General features: G+C 71.7%; 14 protein-coding genes, 5 tRNA genes and 1 pseudogene. 8 read left to right on the plus strand and 12 right to left on the minus strand.

Annotated features, from left to right (window positions below):
- Positions 1 to 89 precede the first annotated feature (89 nt).
- From ACIQE0_RS36545 to ACIQE0_RS36565, 5 genes are all read right to left on the minus strand, one after another.
- The gene (locus tag ACIQE0_RS36545) at positions 90 to 1610 is read right to left on the minus strand and encodes an MFS transporter (RefSeq protein WP_402340079.1); all 1521 of its coding nucleotides are present in this window, start codon (positions 1608 to 1610) and stop codon (positions 90 to 92) included.
- A gap of 418 nt (positions 1611 to 2028) precedes the next feature.
- Positions 2029 to 2104 (minus strand) — tRNA-Lys (locus tag ACIQE0_RS36550).
- Between the two features lie 317 nt (positions 2105 to 2421).
- Positions 2422 to 4632, minus strand: a complete 2211-nt coding sequence (locus ACIQE0_RS36555) for a DEAD/DEAH box helicase (protein ID WP_402340082.1) — start codon at positions 4630 to 4632, stop codon at positions 2422 to 2424.
- Positions 4633 to 4858: 226 nt separating this feature from the next.
- Positions 4859 to 5524 carry a hypothetical protein gene (locus ACIQE0_RS36560; protein ID WP_402340085.1) on the minus strand — a complete coding sequence of 222 codons (666 nt, stop codon included), beginning with the start codon at positions 5522 to 5524 and terminating at the stop codon, positions 4859 to 4861.
- 264 nt (positions 5525 to 5788) lie between these two features.
- Positions 5789 to 6139 (minus strand): metallopeptidase family protein, encoded by a 351-nt coding sequence (locus ACIQE0_RS36565; RefSeq protein WP_366334773.1) that lies wholly within the window; start codon positions 6137 to 6139, stop codon positions 5789 to 5791.
- A 972-nt stretch (positions 6140 to 7111) separates the two neighbouring features.
- On the opposite strand from ACIQE0_RS36565, the gene ACIQE0_RS36570 reads away from it, so the two are divergent.
- The 6 genes from ACIQE0_RS36570 (at position 7112) to ACIQE0_RS36595 (ending at position 12345) form a co-directional block, all read left to right on the plus strand.
- Positions 7112 to 7184 (plus strand) — tRNA-Glu (locus ACIQE0_RS36570).
- Positions 7185 to 7230: 46 nt separating this feature from the next.
- Positions 7231 to 7305 (plus strand) — tRNA-Asp (locus ACIQE0_RS36575).
- A 4-nt stretch (positions 7306 to 7309) separates the two neighbouring features.
- Positions 7310 to 7383 (plus strand) — tRNA-Phe (locus tag ACIQE0_RS36580).
- A 281-nt stretch (positions 7384 to 7664) separates the two neighbouring features.
- Complete coding sequence (hrpA, locus tag ACIQE0_RS36585; RefSeq protein WP_402340089.1) at positions 7665 to 11705, plus strand: ATP-dependent RNA helicase HrpA; 4041 nt, start codon at positions 7665 to 7667, stop codon at positions 11703 to 11705.
- A 105-nt stretch (positions 11706 to 11810) separates the two neighbouring features.
- A tRNA-Asp gene (locus ACIQE0_RS36590) sits at positions 11811 to 11885 on the plus strand.
- A 223-nt stretch (positions 11886 to 12108) separates the two neighbouring features.
- A complete protein-coding gene (locus ACIQE0_RS36595; protein ID WP_366334777.1) occupies positions 12109 to 12345 on the plus strand; it encodes a DUF6274 family protein in 237 nt (78 codons plus the stop codon).
- Positions 12346 to 12870: 525 nt separating this feature from the next.
- On the opposite strand, the gene bldC is transcribed toward ACIQE0_RS36595, so the two are convergent.
- Both bldC and ACIQE0_RS36605 read right to left on the minus strand, forming a co-directional pair.
- A complete protein-coding gene (bldC, locus tag ACIQE0_RS36600) occupies positions 12871 to 13077 on the minus strand; it encodes a developmental transcriptional regulator BldC (RefSeq protein ID WP_003980577.1) in 207 nt (68 codons plus the stop codon).
- A 501-nt stretch (positions 13078 to 13578) separates the two neighbouring features.
- Positions 13579 to 14415 (minus strand): hypothetical protein, encoded by an 837-nt coding sequence (locus ACIQE0_RS36605; RefSeq protein WP_402340093.1) that lies wholly within the window; start codon positions 14413 to 14415, stop codon positions 13579 to 13581.
- Between the two features lie 191 nt (positions 14416 to 14606).
- Between ACIQE0_RS36605 and ACIQE0_RS36610 the strand changes: the two genes are divergently transcribed.
- Together ACIQE0_RS36610 and ACIQE0_RS36615 are read left to right on the plus strand one after the other, a co-directional pair.
- The gene (locus ACIQE0_RS36610; protein WP_402340096.1) at positions 14607 to 15764 is read left to right on the plus strand and encodes a Leu/Phe/Val dehydrogenase; all 1158 of its coding nucleotides are present in this window, start codon (positions 14607 to 14609) and stop codon (positions 15762 to 15764) included.
- Positions 15765 to 16075: 311 nt separating this feature from the next.
- Positions 16076 to 16318 carry a DUF3073 domain-containing protein gene (locus ACIQE0_RS36615; protein ID WP_366334783.1) on the plus strand — a complete coding sequence of 81 codons (243 nt, stop codon included), beginning with the start codon at positions 16076 to 16078 and terminating at the stop codon, positions 16316 to 16318.
- Between the two features lie 119 nt (positions 16319 to 16437).
- On the opposite strand, the gene purM is transcribed toward ACIQE0_RS36615, so the two are convergent.
- The 5 genes and pseudogenes from purM to ACIQE0_RS36640 all read right to left on the minus strand — a co-directional run bounded on the left by purM (position 16438) and on the right by ACIQE0_RS36640 (position 21185).
- A complete protein-coding gene (gene purM / locus ACIQE0_RS36620) occupies positions 16438 to 17508 on the minus strand; it encodes a phosphoribosylformylglycinamidine cyclo-ligase (RefSeq protein ID WP_402340099.1) in 1071 nt (356 codons plus the stop codon).
- 33 nt (positions 17509 to 17541) lie between these two features.
- Positions 17542 to 19101 carry an amidophosphoribosyltransferase gene (gene purF / locus ACIQE0_RS36625; protein WP_366334787.1) on the minus strand — a complete coding sequence of 520 codons (1560 nt, stop codon included), beginning with the start codon at positions 19099 to 19101 and terminating at the stop codon, positions 17542 to 17544.
- 442 nt (positions 19102 to 19543) lie between these two features.
- Positions 19544 to 20341, minus strand: coding sequence for a sterol carrier family protein (locus ACIQE0_RS36630; RefSeq protein ID WP_402340103.1), 798 nt, complete (start codon positions 20339 to 20341; stop codon positions 19544 to 19546).
- Positions 20342 to 20435: 94 nt separating this feature from the next.
- The gene (locus tag ACIQE0_RS36635) at positions 20436 to 20645 is read right to left on the minus strand and encodes a hypothetical protein (protein WP_402340106.1); all 210 of its coding nucleotides are present in this window, start codon (positions 20643 to 20645) and stop codon (positions 20436 to 20438) included.
- Between the two features lie 27 nt (positions 20646 to 20672).
- A pseudogene (locus ACIQE0_RS36640) lies at positions 20673 to 21185 on the minus strand (ArsR/SmtB family transcription factor).
- Between the last annotated feature and the right edge of the window lie 145 nt (positions 21186 to 21330).

The raw sequence follows: 21330 nt of genomic DNA on the forward strand, positions 1-21330 counted from the left end.
AACGGGCCCTCGTGCAACCCCCGTTCGGCCACCGTCCGGGCCCGGCAGGCCACCGGACCGCCGCACCGTCGGCTCCCGTCCCGGCCGCCTCATCCGCCCCCTCCCCCGCGCCGCGTCCCGCTCCGCACCCGCATCCCGGTCCAGATCGCCAGGAACGCGCCGGCGGCCACCCCGCACAGCAGCCACATCGCCGCCTGGTTGCCCCGGAGGAACAGCTCCCCGAAGAGCGCCTCGACGCCGCGCCCGTCCAACCCGGTGTGCGCACGCAGCAGCCCGCGCCCCGCCCCGGGGTCGGCCACCGCCCGCGCCACCCACTCCCCGCCCGGCAGCCGGCGCGCGGCCAGCGCCTCGTCCAACGCGTCCCGCGCCGACCAGCGGTAGACCGCCATCCCCACCGCCAACCCGATCGCCCCGCCCAGGTTGTGGAAGGTCCACGACGAGCCCACTGCCGTCCCCGCCAGCCGCTCCGGTACGGCCGACAGCGCGGCCACGGTGGCCGGGCCGAGCACGAGCGCCCAGCCGATCCCCATCAGCGCGAACGCCCCGGCCACCAGGACGACCCCGCTGTCCCGGCCGAACTGCGCCTGCACCGCCGCCGACAGCGCGAAGGCCGCGAACCCGCCGCACAGCAGCAGCCGCGGCGGGAAGCGGTCCACCAGCCGCCCCGCCACGGGCGACAGCACCGCCATCACCGCCGTGCACGGCAGCAGCATCAGCCCGCTCGCGGTGCCCCCGTCGTGCCGTACGGAATCCAGGTACAGCGGCATCAGGAAAAGCGCCAGGCAGTAGAAGAACGCCAACGAGAAATCGGCGGTGAGCGCCCCCAGGAAGATGCGGTTCCCGAACAGCCGGAAATCGATGAGGGGCGCCGCCGCTTTACGCTCCACCACGCAGAAGACCGCCACACCGGCGATTCCCAGCACCAACAGCCCGAGAATCCTGCCGGATGTCCAGCCCCAGGAATCTCCCAGCGTCAGCGCGAGAACCAGCGCGGGAAGTGCGAGGCTGATCAGTGCCAGTCCCGACCAGTCCATCTTTCCGGTTCCGGCCGGCCGCGTCCGCGATACCCGTACCGCGGAAAAGCACACCGCCAGGCCGACGACCGTCAGCGGCACGTTCATCCAGAACACCCACCGCCAGTTCAGTGCACCGACGAGGAATCCGCCCAGCATCGGCCCGACCGCCAGCCCGAGCCCGTTGACCCCGTAGAGCGCCCCGATGGCCCTGCCGCGCCGCTCCGGCGGAAAGATGTCGGAGACCAGTGCGCCGGTGCTGGTGTAGAGCACGGCGCAGGCGGCCCCCTGGACGAAGCGGCAGACGATCAGCGTCCGGACGTCCCCCGCGCACCCGGCCGCCAGGGAGGCGACGCCGAACACCGCGGTCCCGGTGTAGAGCACCCGCCGCCGGCCGTGCTGGTCGGCGAGCCGCCCCATCGCCACCATGAACATCGACAGCGCGACGATGAAGATGTTGACGACCAACTGGAGTTCGGTGACCGTGGCCCCCATATCCCGCTGAATGGCGGGGGCCGCGGTATTGACGACGGTGAGGTCGATACAGCCGAGGAAACTGATGATGCTCAGTCCGGCGAACGCCCACCACCGGCGCACGGATTCCCTGTCACGCGCTTTCCCTGTCCCGCTCTTTTCGGCGGACCGGGCCGACGCCTCTCCCCCCTCTACGGTTTCCCCGGCAGCTCGCACGGATATCCCGCCCCCGTCTTCTCCACGATCCGCCGCACGCACAGGCTCACGCACCATTCCCGCCCTCGGACCGACGGGCAACGCCTTGCCGTCCCCCGCCATTTCACCGACGACGCTAAATACGGCATCCCGCCCGGACAAATAGCCGGCCCGCCCGACCCATACGCGGAGCGCATGAATCGACGCGGCGGCCGCCCACGGAGCACCCGGGGGCGCGCCCCTGCCGCCGCCCCCAACGCAACGAGCGGCGCCCCGCCCGGTGATACCGGGACGGGGCGCCGCTCGCGTACAGCTTCGTACGGACAGGAGCACCGCGTGCTCCACCTGGTGGGCCATCAGGGGCTCGAACCCTGAACCAATGGATTAAAAGTCCACTGCTCTGCCAATTGAGCTAATGGCCCGCACCCAGCAGCATAGCCCGAGGATCTGCCGCAGCCCGAAGGCATTGCGGATCTGACCGATCCCCGGCGTGCCGCGACCGCCCCGCGCGGGGCCCGATCGCCCCGGCCGGCGGCGCGCAGCGCGCCCGTACGAGGCGCTCCCCACCACCGCGCACCGCGTGCGCCACGCGCCCCACAACGCGCCAACGCGCACGCCGGCGCCCCCGCCCGCGACTCCCGAGCGGCGCCCCAACGCACAGGGCCCGTACGGCACTTGCGTGCGGTACGGGCCCTGCGTGAACCATGCGGGCTACCGGCCTGATCCGGCCGCGGCCGGATCAGCCGTTGCGCTTCCAGCGCGGCTTGTCGTCGCGGCGGCCGAAGCCGGACGCGCTACCGGAGCCGCGGTGGTCGTCACGCCGGCCGTAGGGGCGGTCGCCGCCGGAACGGAAACCGGAGGACGGCCGGCCGCCGGAGCGGTCGTCGCGGTTGAACGGACGGTCGCCGCCGGAGCGGAAACCGGAGGACGGGCGGCCGCCGGAGCGGTCGTCACGGTTGAACGGACGGCTCGGGCGGTCGCCGCCCCGGTGGAAGCCACCGCGGTCGTCCCGACGCTCGTCACGACGCTCGAAGGAACGACCGCCACGGTCGTCCCGACGGTCCCGGTCACGGTCCCGACCAAAACCACCCCGGTCATCCCGACGCTCGTCACGACGCTCGAAGGAACGGCCACCACGGTCGTCCCGACGGTCCCGGTCACGGTCCCGACCAAAACCACCCCGGTCATCCCGACGCTCGTCACGACGCTCGAAGGAACGACCGCCACGGTCGTCCCGACGGTCCCGGTCGCGACGCTCGAAGTTGCCCCGGTCGTCCCGGCGGTCACCGCGCCGCTCGTCACGACGCTCGTCGCGGCGCTCGTCCCGGCGCTCGTAGGAACGGCGCTCGCCGGAACCGGCCTGCGCCGGCACCGTCGCGGCCTCGGCCACCGCCTCGGCGGCCGCCTCGGCGGCCGCCGCCAGCGCCTCCGCCGGGTCCTCGCCGCGCTCGCGGGCGGCCCGCGCGGTCAGCCGGTCGGCCTCCTCGCGCAGCTCGGTGGCGCGGCGCTGGAGCCGCTCCAGCTCCTTGGTGAGGGCGCCGACCTCGCGCTCGGCCTGCTTGGCGGTGTTGTTCGCCGAGTCGGCCTGGACCTCGGTGAGCGAACGCGCACCGGTGATCCGGGCCAGCTCCTCGTCGAAGGCACCGGCGCCGCCGACGATGTGGCGCGAGGCGTCCACGCCCGCGTCCTCCATCAGGCGGAAGATCTGCCGGCGCTGGTGCGGCAGCGACAGCGAGACGACGGTGCCGGACTGGCCGGCGCGGGCGGTACGGCCCGAGCGGTGCAGGTAGTCCTTGTGGTCACCGGCCGGGTCGACGTTCAGGACCAGGTCGATGCCGTCGACGTGGATGCCGCGGGCGGCGACGTCGGTGGCGACCAGCGCGTTGAGGTAGCCGTCCTTGAAGTCCGCGAGGACCCGGGTACGGGCGCCCTGCGTCATGCCGCCGTGCAGCGCGTCGGCCGTGACGCCGGCCTCGATCAGCTGCTCGGCGACCCGCTCGGCGCCCAGCTGGGTGCGGACGAAGATGATGGTGCGGCCCTTGCGGGCGGCGATCGCCGCGGTGACCGGCGCCTTGTCCTTCGGCTTCACGACGAGGACGTGGTGGGTCATGGTCGTGACGTTGCCCTGGGCGCTGTCGACCTCGTGGCTGACCGGGTTGGTCAGGTAGCGCTTGACCAGCGTGGAGATCTCGTTCTCCATCGTGGCCGAGAACAGCATCCGCTGGCCGCCGTCGGGCACCTGGTCCAGCAGCTCGGTGACCTCGGGCAGGAAGCCCAGGTCGGACATCTGGTCGGCCTCGTCGAGGACCGCGACCTGGACGTCCTCCAGGGAGCAGGCACCGCGGTTGATGATGTCGCGCAGTCGGCCCGGGGTGGCGACGAGGATGTCGACGCCGCGCTCCAGGGCGTAGATCTGGTTGCCCATGGACGTACCGCCGCAGACGACCTTCATCTTCAGGCCGAGCACGTCACCGTACGGCTGGAGGGCGTCCGCGACCTGCATCGCGAGCTCACGGGTCGGGGTGAGGATGACCGCGCGCGGCTTCTTCTTGTCGGTGCGGCCGCCGGCCAGTCGGGCCAGGGTCGGCAGACCGAAGGAGAGCGTCTTGCCGGAGCCGGTGCGGCCGCGGCCGAGGATGTCCTTGCCCGCCAGCGCGTCCGGGATGGTCGCGGCCTGGATCGGGAAGGGGGTGGTGACACCGTTCTGGGCGAGCTTGCGGACGACGCCCTCGGGCAGCCCGAGGTCCGCGAAGGTCACGGTCGGGGCGTCGTCGCCCTCCTCGACGCCGTCGACGGCGTCCTCGTCGACGGTGGAGACGGTGGGCTCGACGGCCTCGGCGCCGGCGTCCTGCGCCGCGGTCGCCTCGTCGGACTCGACCGCCTCGGGAGCCACCTGCTCGGGCTGCTCGTCGTGCGCGGGCAGGATGGACTGCTCAGTGGAAATGGACATGCGAAATGCGAAACCTTCCGGAGTCTCGGCACGCGCCCACAACTCCGTGTGATTTCACAAAGACCGCCTCTATGCGGTCAGCCACGGCAAAGGAGAGAACGCGCCACACGGCGCGCTGTTTTCAGGCGCCGGGCAAATGGGATCAAACGATCTACCACCATACGCACCCCGACCCCCGAAAGGCAAATGACCCCCGATCCGCCCGCCTCCGGCCCCGCCCGTCCCCTCAGGCGTCCCACTCCATCTGAGGCGACACCGACGAGGACAGCACGGCGGACCCCGTCCCCGGCGCGGACGCGTGCCCGGCGGACGAAGAGGACGCGGGCGGCGGCGGCTTCGGGCCGAGGGGCGACGGGCCGGACGCCTGCGCACCGCCGCCCGACGACGCGGCGCCGCCCGACGACCGGGTCGGCGGCACGCTCGGCGCGCCGGGGGCCGGCGCACCGGGCGGGGACGACGGCCGGCCGGAAACGGGCAACGAGGGGTGCGGCGGGGCCGAGGGGCGCCCGGGGCCGGCGGACCCGCCGCGGCCCGGCACCGCGCCGGGCTCCGGACCGGACGGCTCGGCCGGCCGCGGGGACCGCCCCGGGACCGCCGGCGACGAGGACGGCGCCGCGCTCGGCGACGGCTCGGCGGCCTCCTCGTCGCCGGCGGAACCGCTGTCCCCGCCCGCCGGCCTCCCCGGGCCACCGTGCCCCGTCCGGCGCGTCCCGTCGCCCCGCCCGTCGGCGGTCAGCCCACCGGGGGCCGGGCGCTTGGCCTTCCCGTCGCCGTGCCGGGCGGCACTGCCCGACGGTGCCGGGTCCGCGGCAGGATCACTAACGTTCATGCAGCCGGCCAGCGAGACGGCCAGCGCGGAGACCGTCAGCGCCGCGGCGGCCACGCGCGTCATCGAGCGCCGACCCGCCACGGAAGTCGACGGCGCGGACCCTCGCGCCCCGGGAGCGGGAACGGCCGGCCGGGCGTCGTACGCGCCCGAGGCGGCGGCCCCGGCCGTCGACGGATCGGCGGCGGACGACGGACGAGGGGGCATCGGACACACGGGCAGGACCTCCGGATCCGTAGGGACGCCCTGCCCAACTCCCGCCCCCCGCCCGAGGACACGCGACGGCCGGCACACCCGCCGCCTCCGCCCGCCGCGGCGCCCGCGGCGCGGTCAGCCGTAGCCGAGCGCGTGCAGCCGCGCGTCGTCGATCCCGAAGTGGTGCGCGATCTCGTGAACGACCGTCACCTCCGTCTCCGCGACCACGTCTTCCCTCGTGTCGCACATCCGCAGGGTCGGCCCCCGGAAGACGGTGATCCGGTCCGGCAGGACCCCCGCGTACCACTCGCCGCGGTCGGTGAGCGGGGTCCCCTCGTAGAGCCCGAGCAGATCGGGGTCGTCGGCCGGCGGCTCGTCCTCGACGAAGACCGCCACGTTGTCCATGAGCCGGGTCAGCTCCGGCGGGATCCGGTCCAGCGCCTCGGCGACTAGTTCCTCGAACTCCTCGCGCGTCATTTCCAGCACGCCCCCATTGTCCGCCAACGGTCCACCCGCGACGGGCCCCGGACGGAGCCGCCCCGCCCGACGGACGGCACGGCCGGGCATACGGGGCCGATGGCGCGCGCCGCGCGCTCCCGGACCACCCCGAGCGGTTCGCCGGCCTCCAGCAGCAGGTCACCCACGACGCGCTGCGCGGCGCCGCCGGCCCGGCGGGCCCCTGCGCCGCGCCGGCCTGTGTCCCTGGGCCTGGCCGTGTACGGCCGCCCGCGGCGCGCCCCGACCACCGGCGGCCCGGCCCACGCCCCGCTCACCGCCTCCGGCGCCGCCTGGAACCCGCGGTCCGCCCTGGATCCGCGACTCTTCGGACTGCTCCCCTCCGCCCCGCCCGACGACGCGGCGCCGCCCGCAGCCTCGCCACCGAATTCGACGTCCACCAGAAGGAGTTGGCGCACTTGGCGCAGGTCTCCGGCATCCGCCTCGCGCCGGCCGGCCGGCACCTCATCGCCTCACTGGTGCGGCAGTACCGGATCGACGTGATCGCCGACACGGGCGACACCACGGACCACAACCCGGCCGAGGCGGACGGCCTCGCGCCGCCGGCGCTCGCGGGCCACCTCCCCCGCCGCGAGATCCGCACGCTCCCCCGGGGGAGCCGGCTGAGAGTCGGGGGCTCCACGGGCGGCGACGCTCTGCGCGCCGTCCAGAACCGGCGGCCCGCCCCCGTCCAGGCGTCGGCGCCCCACCCGGCCCGCACCACCAAGCGGCTCCAAACGTGGGACGAGATCACCCTGGGCGGACCGGGCTCACCCGCGCCGAGGCCAGCCGCCATCCGCCCCGCGAGAGCCGGCCCGCACCGCCGGGCGCCGCCCCCTCCTCCCGCCCGTCCAGGACGGCTTCCGACGGGCCCGGGTAAACCGTTTTGGCGAACGGTCCTCCCATCCCATATGCTTCTCACGTCCCCGACGGAGCCGGCAACGGCGCCAAGGCGGGCCATCAGCCCTCATCGTCTAGTGGCCCAGGACGCCGCCCTTTCAAGGCGGTAGCACGGGTTCGAATCCCGTTGGGGGCACGCACCACCGTGTGCGAGACTGGTGCAAGCCACTCGCACAATGCAAGGTCCTGTGGAGCAGTTTGGAGTGCTCGCCACCCTGTCAAGGTGGAGGCCGCGGGTTCAAATCCCGTCAGGACCGCTGCGGCTGGGTAGCTCAGTTGGTACGAGCGTCCGCCTGAAAAGCGGAAGGTCGCCGGTTCGACCCCGGCCCCAGCCACACCCATTGGGAGAAGGTCCCGGTTCGAGAAATCGAACCGGGACCTTCTCCTTTGTGTCGGCGATCTCCTTTCGGGGATCCCCTTCGACGATCTCCTTTCGGAGGTCGCCTCCCGCGGTCCTCGTCCCGGGTTTCGTTCCGGGGTCCTCTTCGGGGGCCTTCTTGTCGGCGGGTCCCGCCCTGTTGGTGTGTTCCGCCGGGCCTCGGCGGCCGGGCCGGGGCCCGCACCGCCGTGAAATGGTTCGCCAGTCTTTTCCGCGAGGTGAGATCCTGGGGGACGTATGTCCAGTCAGCCTGCCTCCGCCCCCTCCGAGAGCGCCGCGACCACGCTGCCCTCCCTGCTGAAGCGCCTCCCCGAGCTGATGCTGCGCGACCAGCAGCGGCTGGGGCGCCGACTCGACGGCGCACGCCGGATCCGCAAGCCCGAGGCGCGGGCGGCGGTGCTCGCCGAGATCGCCGCCGACGTCGACGAGGCGGAGTTGCGGGTGGCGCAGCGCCGCGCCGCGATGCCGGAGGTGAGTTATCCGGCCGAACTCCCCGTCAGCCAGAAGAAGGACGACATCCTGGCGGCCATCCGCGACCACCAGGTGGTGGTCGTCGCGGGCGAGACCGGCTCCGGGAAGACCACCCAGATCCCCAAGATCTGTCTGGAGCTGGGGCGCGGCGTCCGGGGTCTGATCGGGCACACCCAGCCGCGGCGGATCGCGGCCCGTACGGTCGCCGAGCGGGTGGCCGAGGAGCTGAAGACGCCGCTGGGCGAGGCGGTCGGCTGGAAGGTCCGGTTCACCGACCAGGTCGGCGACGACACCCTCGTCAAGCTGATGACGGACGGCATCCTGCTCGCCGAGATCCAGACGGACCGGGAGCTGCGCCAGTACGACACGCTCATCATCGACGAGGCGCACGAGCGCAGCCTCAACATCGACTTCATCCTGGGCTATCTGGCGCAGCTGCTGCCCAGGCGCCCGGACCTGAAGGTGGTCATCACCTCCGCGACGATCGACCCCGAGCGGTTCGCCCGGCACTTCGGCAGCTTCACCACCGTGGCCGCCGCCGAGGACGGGGACGACGCGCGGCCCACCGCCCCGATCGTCGAGGTCTCCGGCCGCACGTATCCGGTCGAGGTGCGCTACCGGCCGCTGCTGGAGGAGGGCGGGAGCGATCCCGACCGCGACCAGATCACCGCGATCTGCGAGGCGGTGGACGAGCTCCAGGCCGAGGGCCCCGGCGACATCCTGGTCTTCCTCTCCGGTGAGCGGGAGATCCGCGACACCGCGGACGCGCTCACCAAGAAGAACCTCCGCAGCACCGAGGTGCTGCCCCTGTACGCGCGCCTGTCGCACGCCGAGCAGCACCGGGTCTTCCAGCGCCATACGGGCCGGCGGATCGTGCTGGCCACCAACGTGGCCGAGACCTCGCTGACCGTCCCCGGCATCAAGTACGTGATCGACCCGGGCATGGCCCGGATCTCCCGCTACAGCTTCCGTACGAAGGTGCAGCGGCTGCCCATCGAGCCGGTCTCGCAGGCCAGCGCCAACCAGCGCAAGGGCCGCTGCGGCCGGACCAGCGACGGCATCTGCGTCCGGCTGTACTCCGAGGACGACTTCCTCTCCCGCCCGGAGTTCACCGACGCGGAGATCCTGCGCACCAACCTCGCCTCCGTCATCCTCCAGATGACCGCGGCCGGCCTCGGCGACATCGAGAAGTTCCCGTTCATCGACGCGCCGGACCGCCGCAACATCAAGGACGGCGTCGACCTGCTGCGCGAGCTGGGCGCGCTGGACACCGCGCAGAAGGACACCCGCAAGCGGCTGACCCCGCTGGGCCGCAAGCTCTCCCAGCTGCCGGTCGACCCGCGGCTGGCCCGGATGGTGCTGGAGGCGGACCGCAACGGCTGTGTCCGCGAGGTCATGGTGATCGCGGCGGCGCTGTCCATCCAGGACCCGCGGGAACGGCCGTCGGACAAGCAGCAGCAGGCCGACCAGCAGCACGCCCGCTTCAAGGACGAGACGTCGGACTTCCTGGCGTTCCTCAACCTCTGGAGTTACGTCCGCGAGCAGCAGAAGGCGCTGTCCTCGTCCGCGTTCCGCCGGATGTGCCGCGCGGAGTTCCTGAACTACCTGCGGATACGCGAGTGGCAGGACATCTACTCGCAGCTGCGGACGGTCGCCAAGAGCATGGGCGTCCACCTCAACGAGACGGACGCGGCGCCGGAGCACATCCACACGTCGTTGCTCTCCGGTTTGCTTTCGCATATCGGACTCAAGGACACCGACACCAAGAACGAGTACCTGGGCGCCCGCAGCGCCAAGTTCGCGGTCTTCCCCGGCTCCGCCCTCTTCAAGAAGCCACCACGCTGGGTGATGTCCGCCGAGCTGGTCGAGACCTCCCGGCTATGGGCGCGGGTGAACGCCCGGATCGAGCCGGAGTGGATCGAGCCGCTCGCCGATCACCTGGTGAAGCGGAACTACAGCGAGCCGCACTGGGAACAGAAGATGGCCGCGGTGATGGCGTACGAGCGGGTGACGCTCTACGGCGTCCCGATCGTCGCTCAGCGCAAGGTCAACTACGGACGGATCGATCCCGAGGTCTCGCGCGAGCTGTTCATCCGGCACGCCCTGGTGGAGGGCGACTGGCGCACCCACCACCAGTTCTTCCATGACAACCGCAAACTCCTCGGCGAGGTGGAGGAGTTGGAGCACCGCGCCCGGCGCCGCGACATCCTCGTCGACGACGAGACGCTCTTCGACTTCTACGACCAGCGGATCCCCGCCGACGTGGTCTCCGGGGCGCACTTCGACTCCTGGTGGAAGAAGAAGCGCCAGGACGAGCCGGACCTGCTGAACTTCGAGCACTCGATGCTCATCAACGAGTCCGCCGAGGCCGTCACCAAGGACGACTATCCGGACTCCTGGCGGCAGGGGAAGCTGAAGTTCAAGGTCACCTACCAGTTCGAGCCGGGCGCGGACGCGGACGGCGTGACCGTCCACATCCCGCTCCAGGTCCTCAACCAGGTCTCCGCCGAGGGCTTCGACTGGCAGATCCCGGGCCTGCGCGAGCAGTTGGCGACCGAGCTGATCCGCTCGCTGCCCAAGCCCATCCGCCGCAACTACGTCCCGGCGCCGAACTTCGCCGCCCGCTTCCTGGACTCCACCGTCCCGCTGCAGGGCGCCCTGACGTCCTCGCTGGCCGCCGGCCTCCAGCGGATGGTGGGGGTGCCGGTGGACGCCGCGGACTTCGACCTCGCCAAGATCCCGGACCACCTGAAGATCACCTTCCGGGTGGTCGACGAGCGGCGCCGCAAGCTCGCCGAGGCCAAGGACCTGGAGGCGCTGCGGCTCCAGCTGAAGCCGAAGACCCGGGCCGCCATCTCCCGGGCCTTCGAGCAGGCCGAGAAGCGGCCCGGTAAGGACCGCAGGGGCGGCGGCGAGGCCCCGCCGGCCGGCCCGGAACAGCGCACCGGCCTGACGTCCTGGACGCTCGGCACGCTGCCGCGCACCTTCGAGACCCGTCGCGCCGGCCAGCCGGTGAAGGCGTACCCGGCGCTGGTCGACGAGGGCAGCAGCGTCGCGGTGCGGCTCTTCGACACCGAGGCCGAGCAGCTGGCGGCCATGTGGGCCGGCACCCGCCGCCTCATCCTGCTCAACATCCCCACCAACCCCGCCAAGTTCGCCCAGGACAAGCTGAACAACCAGCAGAAGCTGGCGCTCTCCCGCAATCCGCACGGCTCCATCGCGGCGCTCTTCGACGACTGCGTGACCGCCGCCGCGGACCGGCTGATCGCCGCCCGGGGCGGCCCGGCCTGGGACGAGGAGTCCTTCCGCAAGCTGTTCGACGCGGTGCGGGCCGATCTCGTCGAGGCGACGCTGGCGACCGTCCGGCAGGTCCAGGAGGTGCTGGCCGCCTGGCAGGCGTGCGAACGCCGGCTGAAGGCGACCGCGTTCCCCTCCCTGCTGCCGTCGCTGACGGACGTCAAGGAGCAGCTGGCGGCGCTGATCAAGCCGGGCTTCGTCACCGCGCACGGCGCCAAGCGGCTGCCGGACCTGATGCGCTACCTGGTCGCCGCCGACCGCCGCCTGACCCAGCTGCCCACCAACGCCGAGCGGGACCGCAGCCGGATGGCGAAGGTCAAGGAGATGCAGGACGAATACGCCTGGCTGCTGGAGCAGTTCCCCCAGGGGCGGCCGGTGCCGGCCGCGGCCCGGGAGATCCGCTGGATGATCGAGGAGCTCCGGGTGAGCTACTTCGCGCACGCCCTGGGGACGGCGTACCCGGTCTCCGACAAGCGGATCATGAAGGCGGTGGACGCCGCGGTGCCGTAGGCCGGACCGGGCGGAGGGGCGGCGGCCGGGACCGAGTTCGACCGCACCCCCTGACCTGCTGTACAGTCTTGTTTCGCAGCCCGCCGCAAGCGGAAAGCAAACCAAGGTCCTGTGGAGCAGTTTGGAGTGCTCGCCACCCTGTCAAGGTGGAGGCCGCGGGTTCAAATCCCGTCAGGACCGCCTTTCACGGCCCGCACCGTTCTCCGGTGCGGGCCGTTGTGCTTTTCACGGCCCGCACCGGGGCTTCTCCGGTGCGGGCCGGCACGCTCTCCCCCTTCGGGCCGCCGGCGCGATGGCCCGAAGGTCCTTGGTCCGCGCGGGTCGGGACCTCCGGCCGTCTTGACGGCGACACCCGCCGCCGGTACTCAACAGAGCAGGGCATGGGGCCGGGAGGTGGCGTGTGATGACGACCGCGGTACGGCACGAGACCAGGGCGCTGCTGCGCGCCCATCTGTCGGCGGCCCTGCGCTACGGCTACCGCCATCTCACCCGGCAGTGCCCCGTGTGCCACCAGCTGCTCAGGCTCGCCATGGAGCCGCACGACGCCCGTTCAGGGCCCGCGACGCCCCCGACCGCCCCGGAGCCCTCCCAGGTCGCCTGTGAGCCGCCGACAGAGGACGAAAGTCCCTCCGTCCGGTGACCAAGGGCGCCTGCGCCACCGGCCGTGCGATGGAAGGCTGTTGAGGAGGCAACGGCGGAACGGCCTAATACCGCAGCACGGTTCCCCCTTCAAGAACTGCGGTATGTGACGGGAGTCACCGAAGAAGTTTCACGAGATGGGGAACTTACCGCCCGTCTACAACGGGTCAATTTAATATGTGCAATTGCACTGCTCTTCTGACGCCCCGAAAGAAGACCGCCGGGTCCGGTCTGGTGAGCCCTTTGGGGGCCCCTGAAGGGGGTGTGGCGCGCCTCTCGGCGCCGGTCGACGCCGGGGCGGCCCAAGCGCCGCGAGCGGCCCGGGAACGGCCCGGGAACGGCCGCACACAAAAAGAGATCGCGCCGGACCCGGCGGAGTCCAGCGCGATCGATGACGTACCCGGATGAGGCGGGTGTGGGCCTGTTGGGGCAGGCGCCGCGTCGTATGGAGCTTTGGTGGAGCAGGTGGTGCGAAGCGGGCGCTTTCGGGTTGGGGGACCCGAAAACAGCCTGGTTATGCGGTTATTCAGGACTCGCTGCGCTGCTGCGGGATGCCCGCGAGCAGTGCGCGGACCTCAGCCTCGCGATAACGCCGGTGCCCTCCGAGCGTGCGGATGGACGTGAGCTTGCCTGCCTTGGCCCAGCGGGTCACCGTCTTCGGGTCCACGCGGAACATCGTGGCGACCTCGGCGGGGGTAAGCAGCGGCTCGGCGTCAGGGGTGCGAGCGGTCATGAGCGGCCTCCTCGGGAGAACCGAACCATCACGGTTCTTTCCTCTAAATTCTGCACCTTGACCCACGTTGCCCGAAATGGCAGACGCGGGCCGAGTCGGTTATAGGACGAACGGCTTGTCCTCGGCACTACAACTACACCATCTGTCCAGCCACGTCGGCCAAACCGATGGAATTGCCCTCTCAGGTGTTCAACCTTGGCGGATGCCGATGGACCATGCCATAGCGGACAGTCACACCCCCGTGACGATCAGTCACAACGTGACCAGCCGCCATGAGACCCCTCAAGGACCGCAATACCGATCTATCCGCCCTTAGTTGGACGGAAGGGGCCCAAGTCAGACTCCTTGTCCTATTTTGGCACGAGGGTGCACCTTGGGAGCAAGACCCGAAGTCAGTGCTTTAGGTCACGCTTGGGGCAATAGCCCGGATCGGGACCTACGTCCCGTACGCCCCGTCAGCAGGACCCCGCGCCCGCCAACTGCGCGCCGGGCCGCCGGCGTTCAGCTGGAGAACTGGCGCTCGCGGAACGCGCGCCACCGCAGGGAGAGCTTCTCGTACGCGGCACCGGCCCGCTCACCGTCCCCCTCGCGCAGCGCCGCCAGCCCCTCCGCCACCTCCGCGGCGGAACGGTCCTCGGCGAGCTGCCCCTCGGGCACCGCGTGCACCAGCCCTCCGTAGTCCAGCTCCACGAGCGAGCGCGGGTGGAAGTCTTCGAGCCAGCGCCCCACATCTACCAGGCCGTCGATCAGCGGCCCCTCTTCCAGGGCATCCCGAAGCGTACGCAGTCCGCGCGCGACCCGTCGGCGCGCCTGCACCATCGGCGTCCGGTAACGCAGCGCGGGGGCCGGGTCACCTTCCGTGTACGTGCGCTCGGCGTCGTCGAAGAGGACGAACCAGCGCACCGGGACGTACCAGGTGGACGCGCGGATCCAGGGCCGGGCGTCCGGATTGCGCTCGCGCCACCGCTCGTAGTCGGTGGCCGCCTGCCGCCGCACCACCGGGGGCAGCGCGGCATCCAGCACCGACGCCGGCAGCAGCTCCTCCAGGGACGCCAGCGCCTGCCAGCCGCGCAACCGGGTCCGCCAGGGGCAGACGCAGGTCACGTCGTCCACGACGGCGACGAACGCGTCCCCGCTCTCGTGCACCGGCACCGGCACCGGCGGGGTCGGCAGCAGATCGGCCAGCGCCCGGCGCTGCTCGTCCACGGCGGTGGGGGTGTCGTCGCGTTTGGCGTAGCGCGCCCAGTAGGAGCGTTCCGGCTCGGGGAACGCTGCCAGCGGCTCGTAGACCCGTAGATACGCCACATACGGGACCCGCACCGATGACGCCAAGGCCACGCCCGCTCCTCCAAAGGAAAGCCCACCGCCCGGAGTTGCCTGCCTCCGCCCGGTCTGGATACGGCAGATCGTCCCACGCCCGTCCCCCGGGAGAGGGTGATCTTCCAGACCTGGCCGATCAACCCGCCCTCCAGGTCTTACGCTCATCCCAACCGGCCCTCCCCACCCATAGGAGGGCGTCCTTCGCGACTATGGGAGTCACCACAGTGACCGACGTACGTCCTGCCGCCTCTCCCGTACCTTCCGCCCCGTTCGCACCGGGGGCATCCGCCTCCGCGCCCGGTGGCGTCCTGCACACCCTCTTCCGCACGGAGCAGGGCGGCCATGAGCAGGTCGTCCTCTGCCAGGACCGGGCCACCGGCCTGAAGGCCGTGATCGCCCTCCACAGCACCGCCCTGGGCCCCGCCCTCGGCGGCACCCGCTTCCATGCATACGCCTCCGAGGAGGAGGCGCTGACGGACGCCCTGAACCTCTCTCGCGGGATGTCCTACAAGAACGCGCTGGCCGGACTGGACCACGGCGGTGGCAAGGCGGTGATCATCGGCGACCCCGCGCTGATCAAGACCGAGGAACTGCTGCTCGCCTACGGCCGGTTCGTGGCGTCCCTCGGGGGCCGCTACGTGACCGCCTGCGACGTCGGCACCTACGTCGCCGACATGGACGTGGTCGCCCGGACCAACAAGTGGACCACCGGCCGCTCGCCGGAGAACGGCGGCGCCGGCGACTCCTCGGTCCTGACCGCCTACGGCGTCTTCCAGGGCATGCGGGCCTCGGCACAGCACCTGTGGGGCGACCCCACGCTGCGCGGCCGCAAGGTCGGCATCGCGGGCGTCGGCAAGGTGGGCCACCACCTCGTCGAGCACCTGCTCCAGGACGGCGCCGAGGTCGTGATCACCGACGTGCGCGCCGAGTCGGTGGACCGGGTCCGCACCAGCCACCCCCAGGTGACCGCCGTCGCCGACACCGCCGCACTGATCCGCACCGAGGGCCTGGACATCTACGCCCCGTGCGCGCTCGGCGGCGCGCTGAACGACGAGACGGTGCCGGTGCTGACCGCGAAGGTGGTGTGCGGCGCGGCCAACAACCAACTCGCGCACCCCGGCGTGGAGAAGGACCTCTCGGACCGCGGCATCCTCTACGCCCCGGACTACGTCGTGAACGCCGGCGGGGTCATCCAGGTCGCCGACGAGCTGCACGGATTCGACTTCGACCGGTGCAAGGCCAAGGCCGCGAAGATCTTCGACACCACGCTGTCGATATTCGCTCGTGCGAAGGCAGATGGCATTCCGCCGGCCGCGGCGGCCGACCGGCTGGCCGAGGCGCGGATGGCGGAGGGGCGTCGCGCCTGACCTGACCCCGGCCCAAGTGGCCAGAAACACACTCTTGTGCGGCCCGTCGCAGGTGCTCAGGGAGACATCCCTCACCACCTGTCGGCGGGTCGCCGTACAGGACAGGTTAAAATCGCAGTTGACCAGCGTGGACGGGGCGCCGTGCCGGTCGTGCCGAGCGGTGGGTGATGCGGGCGACGTACCGTATGGCCGCGGAAGCAGGTACCGTTAAAGCCCTACGGGCCGGTCTCTCTGTCGAGAGTCCGCTCTGAATCATGAACGCGTGTCAAGACTCTGGGGCCGACGAGCCCCGTCACTGAGGGGGTCGACCCATGGGGCGCGGCCGGGCCAAGGCCAAGCAGACAAAGGTCGCCCGCCAGCTGAAGTACAGCAGCGGTGGGACGGATCTCTCGCGACTGGCCGACGAGCTTGCATCGCAGTCGAACCAGCAGCCTCCGAACCGAGAGCCGTTCGAGGACGAGGACGACGACCCGTACGCACAGTACGCAGATCGGTACAACACCGAGGACGACGAGGAAGAGGGGCACTCCTCGAACCAGCGTCGTCGCGCCTGACGTTCTGTGCGCTCACGGGACTCATAACACCATCACGGACCCGGTCCAGGGAATCCCCCGGACCGGGTTCTGTGCTGCGCGCGGGACCACCGGACCGGCGGTCCCGCGCGTCGGCGGTGTCAGCTCGCGTAGTCACCGGTGAGGGTCACTGCCTCTGCGTGATCGCCACGCTCGACGATCTCGCCGCTGATCCAGGCGTCCACGCCGCGGTCGGCGAGGGTGGTCAGGGCGACGTCCGCGGACTCCTGCGGGACGACGGCCATCATGCCGACGCCCATGTTGAGGGTCTTCTCCAGTTCCAGGCGCTCGACCGAGCCGGCGGTGCCGACCAGGTCGAAGACGGCGCCCGGGGTCCAGGTGGAGCGGTCGACCGTGGCGTGCAGGCCGTCCGGGATCACCCGGGCCAGGTTGCTGGCCAGACCGCCGCCGGTGATGTGCGAGAAGGCGTGCACCTCGCTGGTGCGGGTCAGGGCCAGGCAGTCCAGCGAGTAGATCTTGGTGGGCTCCAGCAGCTCCTCGCCGAGGGTGCGGCCGAGCTCGGGGACCTCCTGGTCCAGGGCCAGGCCGGCCCGGTCGAAGAGGACGTGGCGGACCAGGGAGTATCCGTTGGAGTGAAGCCCGGAGGACGCCATCGCGATCACCACGTCACCCGTACGAATGCGATCGGCGCCCAGGACCCGGTCGGCCTCGACGACACCGGTGCCGGCGCCCGCGACGTCGAACTCGTCCGGGCCCAGCAGCCCCGGGTGCTCGGCGGTCTCGCCGCCCACCAGCGCGCAGCCGGCCAGTACACAGCCCTCGGCGATGCCCTTGACGATCGCGGCGACCCGCTCCGGGTAGACCTTGCCGACGCAGATGTAGTCCGTCATGAACAGCGGCTCGGCACCGCAGACGACCAGGTCGTCGACGACCATGGCGACCAGGTCGTGGCCGATGGTGTCGTAGACGCCCATCTGGCGGGCGACATCGACCTTGGTACCGACGCCGTCGGTGGCCGAGGCCAGCAGCGGACGCTCGTAGCGCTTGAGGGCAGAGGCGTCGAAGAGGCCGGCGAAGCCGCCGAGCCCGCCGACGACCTCGGGGCGGGTGGCCTTGGCCACCCACTTCTTCATGAGGTCCACGGCGCGGTCGCCGGCTTCGATGTCGACACCCGCGCTCGCGTAGCTGGCACCGGTTGATTCAGCGGACATGGCTGAGAACTTTCGTTTGGGTGGGTACGAGCTCTACGGGCGACGCAGCGCGTCGGCGCCGCCGACCCCGGCGGTGAGCGTCCGGACACCGTCCACGTCGGACGCGGTCGGGACCTTGGCCTCGGACTCCAGGAGGTGCTTGCCGAGCAGCTCCGGGTCCGGCAGCTCCATCGGGTACTCGCCGTCGAAGCAGGCGCGGCACAGCTTCGGCTTGTCGATCGTGGTCGCCTCGATCATGCCGTCGATCGAGATGTACGCCAGCGAATCGGCGCCCAGCGACTTGCCGATCTCCTCGACGCTCAGCCCGTTGGCGATCAGCTCCGCGCGGGTGGCGAAGTCGATGCCGAAGAAGCACGGCCACTTGATCGGCGGGGACGAGATCCGGATGTGGATCTCGGCGGCGCCGGCCTCGCGCAGCATCCGGACCAGGGCCCGCTGGGTGTTGCCGCGGACGATCGAGTCGTCGACGACCACCAGGCGCTTGCCGCGGATGACTTCCTTGAGCGGGTTGAGCTTGAGGCGGATGCCGAGCTGGCGGATGGTCTGCGAGGGCTGGATGAAGGTCCGGCCGACGTAGGAGTTCTTGACCAGTCCGGAGCCGTAGGGGATGCCGCTGGCCTCGGCGTACCCGACGGCGGCCGGGGTACCGGACTCCGGGGTCGCTATGACCAGGTCGGCGTCGGCGGGCGCCTCGGCGGCGAGCCGACGGCCCATCTCCACCCGGGAGAGGTAGACGTTGCGCCCGGCGATGTCGGTGTCGGGGCGCGCGAGGTAGACGTACTCGAAGACGCAGCCCTTGGGGCGGGCCTCGGCGAAGCGCGAGCTGCGCAGGCCGTCCTCGTCGATGGCGACCAGTTCGCCGGGCTCGATCTCCCGGATGAAGCTGGCGCCGACGATGTCCAGGGCGGCGGTCTCGGAGGCCACCACCCAGCCGCGCTCCAGGCGGCCGAGGACCAGCGGGCGGATGCCCTGCGGGTCGCGGGCGGCGTAGAGCGTGTGCTCGTCCATGAAGCAGAGCGAGAAGGCGCCCTTGACGTGCGGGAGGACGCGCGGGGCGGCCTCCTCGACGGTCAGCGGCTTGCCGTCCTCGTCGACCTGGCCGGCCAGCAGGGCGGTCACCAGGTCGGTGTCGTTGGTGGCCGCGACCTGGGTGGCCCGACCGCCGTCGCGCGGCAGCGCGGCGACCATCTGGGCCAGTTCGGCGGTGTTGACCAGATTGCCGTTGTGGCCGAGCGCGATCGATCCGTGCGCGGTGGCGCGGAACGTCGGCTGCGCGTTCTCCCACACCGAGGCACCGGTGGTGGAGTAACGGGCGTGGCCCACGGCGATATGGCCTTGGAGGGAACCGAGGGAAGTCTCGTCGAAGACCTGGGAAACCAGGCCCATGTCCTTGAAGACGAGGATTTGGGAGCCGTTGCTCACCGCGATGCCCGCGGACTCCTGTCCACGGTGCTGCAGCGCGTACAGCCCGAAGTAGGTGAGTTTGGCGACCTCTTCACCCGGAGCCCAGACACCGAAGACGCCGCAAGCGTCCTGGGGGCCCTTCTCGCCGGGGAGCAGGTCGTGGTTGAGTCGTCCGTCACCACGTGGCACGTCCCAGAGTCTAGGGCAGGTCGCTGATTCATCCGAACCGGGGATGGCAGGCGACCTGGAGGAGTACATGAACGGGGCGGTGCGGATACCGGGCCCGGCCCGGGCCGCGCGGCCGGGGATTTCCGCCCGCGCAGGGCCCCGCAGCCCTTGGCGCGCCTGGGGAGTTGCCAAGTGCCCGGGCTCGGGCGGCGGCGGTGCGGCGGCCTCGGCCGGGTGGTCGGCGCCACCCTTGGACACGGTGAGTGACGACCGCGCCCGCGCCTCACGTCCGATGCCGGCGCACCGCTTCTGAGCTGCGCTTTCGCGCTCTGCGCCGCTTCTTGGCGCGGTCCGTTCCCGGTGGTCTGCGACAGATGTCCGGACTGTCCCACGTCCCGGCGGTGTGAGATGCGCGACGTCCCGCCGCCGCCCGGCTCCCGGCGCCTCCGCGGGGCCCGATCGCTCAGCTCATGACGGGCAGCAGGCCACCGATATCGGCCCGCTCACCACTGGCGGTGACCGCCGCCGCGTCCAGCGCCGCGGCCCAGCCCAGGCGGCCGGTGGCCAGCCGTATCCAGGTCAGCGGGTCGGTCTCGACGACGTTGGGCGGGGTGCCGCGGGTGTGCCGGGGGCCCTCGACGCACTGCACGACGGCGAACGGCGGCACCCGGACCTCGACCGATCCGCCGGGGGCCGTGGCCGCCAGCGCGTCGGCCAGCAGCCGGGTGGTGGCGGCCAGCGCCTGCCGGTCGAAGGGGATCTCCGTGCCGAGGGCGTCGGCCAGATCGTCGGTGTGCACGACGAGCTCGACGCAGCGGGTGACCAGGAAGTCGCCGAGCGGCATCGCGCCGGGGCGGCAGGCGAGAACCCGGTCCCCCGGCTCGGCCGGGACCAGCCGGTCGAACTCCTCGGCGGTGCGCTCCAGCAGCTCCACCGGGTCGTTCCCAGCCGCCAGTTCACGCACCCGCTCGTCGATGCCGGTGGCGTACTGCGCGGTCGCCGACGGCCAGTCGAGGAGGGCGGCCTCCGGCTCGGGCGGGGCGGGCAGCTGAAGAGCGCGCGCCACGCTGCCGACCACCATGGACAGGTGCGCGGCCAACTCCCGCACCGTCCAGTCGCCGAGCCGGGTCGGCCGCGCCAGCTGATCGGGCGTGAGGGCGCCCACGGCCCGGCGGACATGGGCGTACTGGGACATGACGGCGGCGCGGGTCCTGGCCGGGTCGTACCGGCGGGGGCGCGGCGTGCGAGCGGCGGGAGACATGCGGCCAGCCTAGGCGGCACCACTGACAGCGGGCCCGGGATCTCCCGCTCCGCCGCCGCGGTGCCGCCGGCCGCGCCGGTGCGGCCGAAAGCCGTCAGTTGCTGCTGAGGCGGCGGCTCTGCCACGCGGCGGCGCCGACGACCAGCGACAGGCCCCACACCGCTCCGGCGAAGTGCGAGAGCCCTTCCACGTACGTCATCTCGTCGGCCACGTAGAGCTGGAGCGCACCGGCGAACACGGCGGCGCCCAGGACGGCGAGCGCGGCGGCGGCGGACCAGAACAAGCGGTTGTCGTTCTCGGACATGTGGACCTCCCCTAGGTCGGCCGGGCGTCAGCGCCCGGCGGCGAGCACCATCACCAGCAGCGGGACGACCCGCTCGACCGGTACCTCGTACCGGCCGCGGGCGGCCGTGTGCAGCCAGCCGGCAGCGGTCAACTGCCGTAGGTGGTGGTAGATCTGGCCGGTCGTGCCGGTGCCGTCGAGCTCGGTGAGTTCGGCAGCGGTGCAGCGCCCGTGGAGGACCTCGCGCAACAGCCGCAGGCGCACGGGCTGGCCGAGCGCCGCGAACACCTCGGCGGCCGGCGCCCAGTCGCCCTCCATGACGGCCTCGGTGGGCAGCCCCTACTGCCAGTCGTAGCGCAGCCCGGCCGGGGTGCGCACGGCTCCGGTGAACATCACGCCCCCGTTGGCCGCACCCAGGCCGGCGAGTTGCTCCTTCAGGCCGTTCAGGGCCCACAGTGCGTCACCGGGGTCCCGCTGCGGCGCCGGCGGCGCGGCGGGCCGGTCGGCCCGCTCCCCGGCCGCCTCTTCCAGCACGGCGAGCCGGCGCTCCAACTCGGCCACTCGCTGTTCCAGATCCACGGCCACAGATTACGTAGTTACGTAATTACGGGCAAGCGTGAAGACGCGGCGACCGGCAGCGGCGCGCCCGAAAAAGGCGGAACGGCCCATCAGGCACTGATGCCTGACGGGCCGTTCCGGTACGGAG

Origin of the sequence: Streptomyces sp. NPDC093097 (genome assembly GCF_044754325.1) — a bacterium.
Classification (GTDB): Bacteria; Actinomycetota; Actinomycetes; order Streptomycetales; family Streptomycetaceae; genus Streptomyces.

Bases quoted from the DNA above. Each gene is read 5' to 3' on its own strand.
- ACIQE0_RS36555 (WP_402340082.1), bottom strand. From the start codon at position 4,632: ATGTCCATTTCCACTGAGCAGTCCATCCTGCCCGCGCACGACGAGCAG.
- ACIQE0_RS36560 (WP_402340085.1), bottom strand. From the start codon at position 5,524: ATGACGCGCGTGGCCGCCGCGGCGCTGACGGTCTCCGCGCTGGCCGTC.
- hrpA (WP_402340089.1), top strand. From the start codon at position 7,665: ATGTCCAGTCAGCCTGCCTCCGCCCCCTCCGAGAGCGCCGCGACCACG.
- ACIQE0_RS36595 (WP_366334777.1), top strand. From the start codon at position 12,109: ATGACGACCGCGGTACGGCACGAGACCAGGGCGCTGCTGCGCGCCCAT.
- bldC (WP_003980577.1), bottom strand. From the start codon at position 13,077: ATGACCGCTCGCACCCCTGACGCCGAGCCGCTGCTTACCCCCGCCGAG.
- ACIQE0_RS36610 (WP_402340096.1), top strand. From the start codon at position 14,607: ATGGGAGTCACCACAGTGACCGACGTACGTCCTGCCGCCTCTCCCGTA.
- ACIQE0_RS36615 (WP_366334783.1), top strand. From the start codon at position 16,076: ATGGGGCGCGGCCGGGCCAAGGCCAAGCAGACAAAGGTCGCCCGCCAG.
- purM (WP_402340099.1), bottom strand. From the start codon at position 17,508: ATGTCCGCTGAATCAACCGGTGCCAGCTACGCGAGCGCGGGTGTCGAC.
- ACIQE0_RS36630 (WP_402340103.1), bottom strand. From the start codon at position 20,341: ATGTCTCCCGCCGCTCGCACGCCGCGCCCCCGCCGGTACGACCCGGCC.
- ACIQE0_RS36635 (WP_402340106.1), bottom strand. From the start codon at position 20,645: ATGTCCGAGAACGACAACCGCTTGTTCTGGTCCGCCGCCGCCGCGCTC.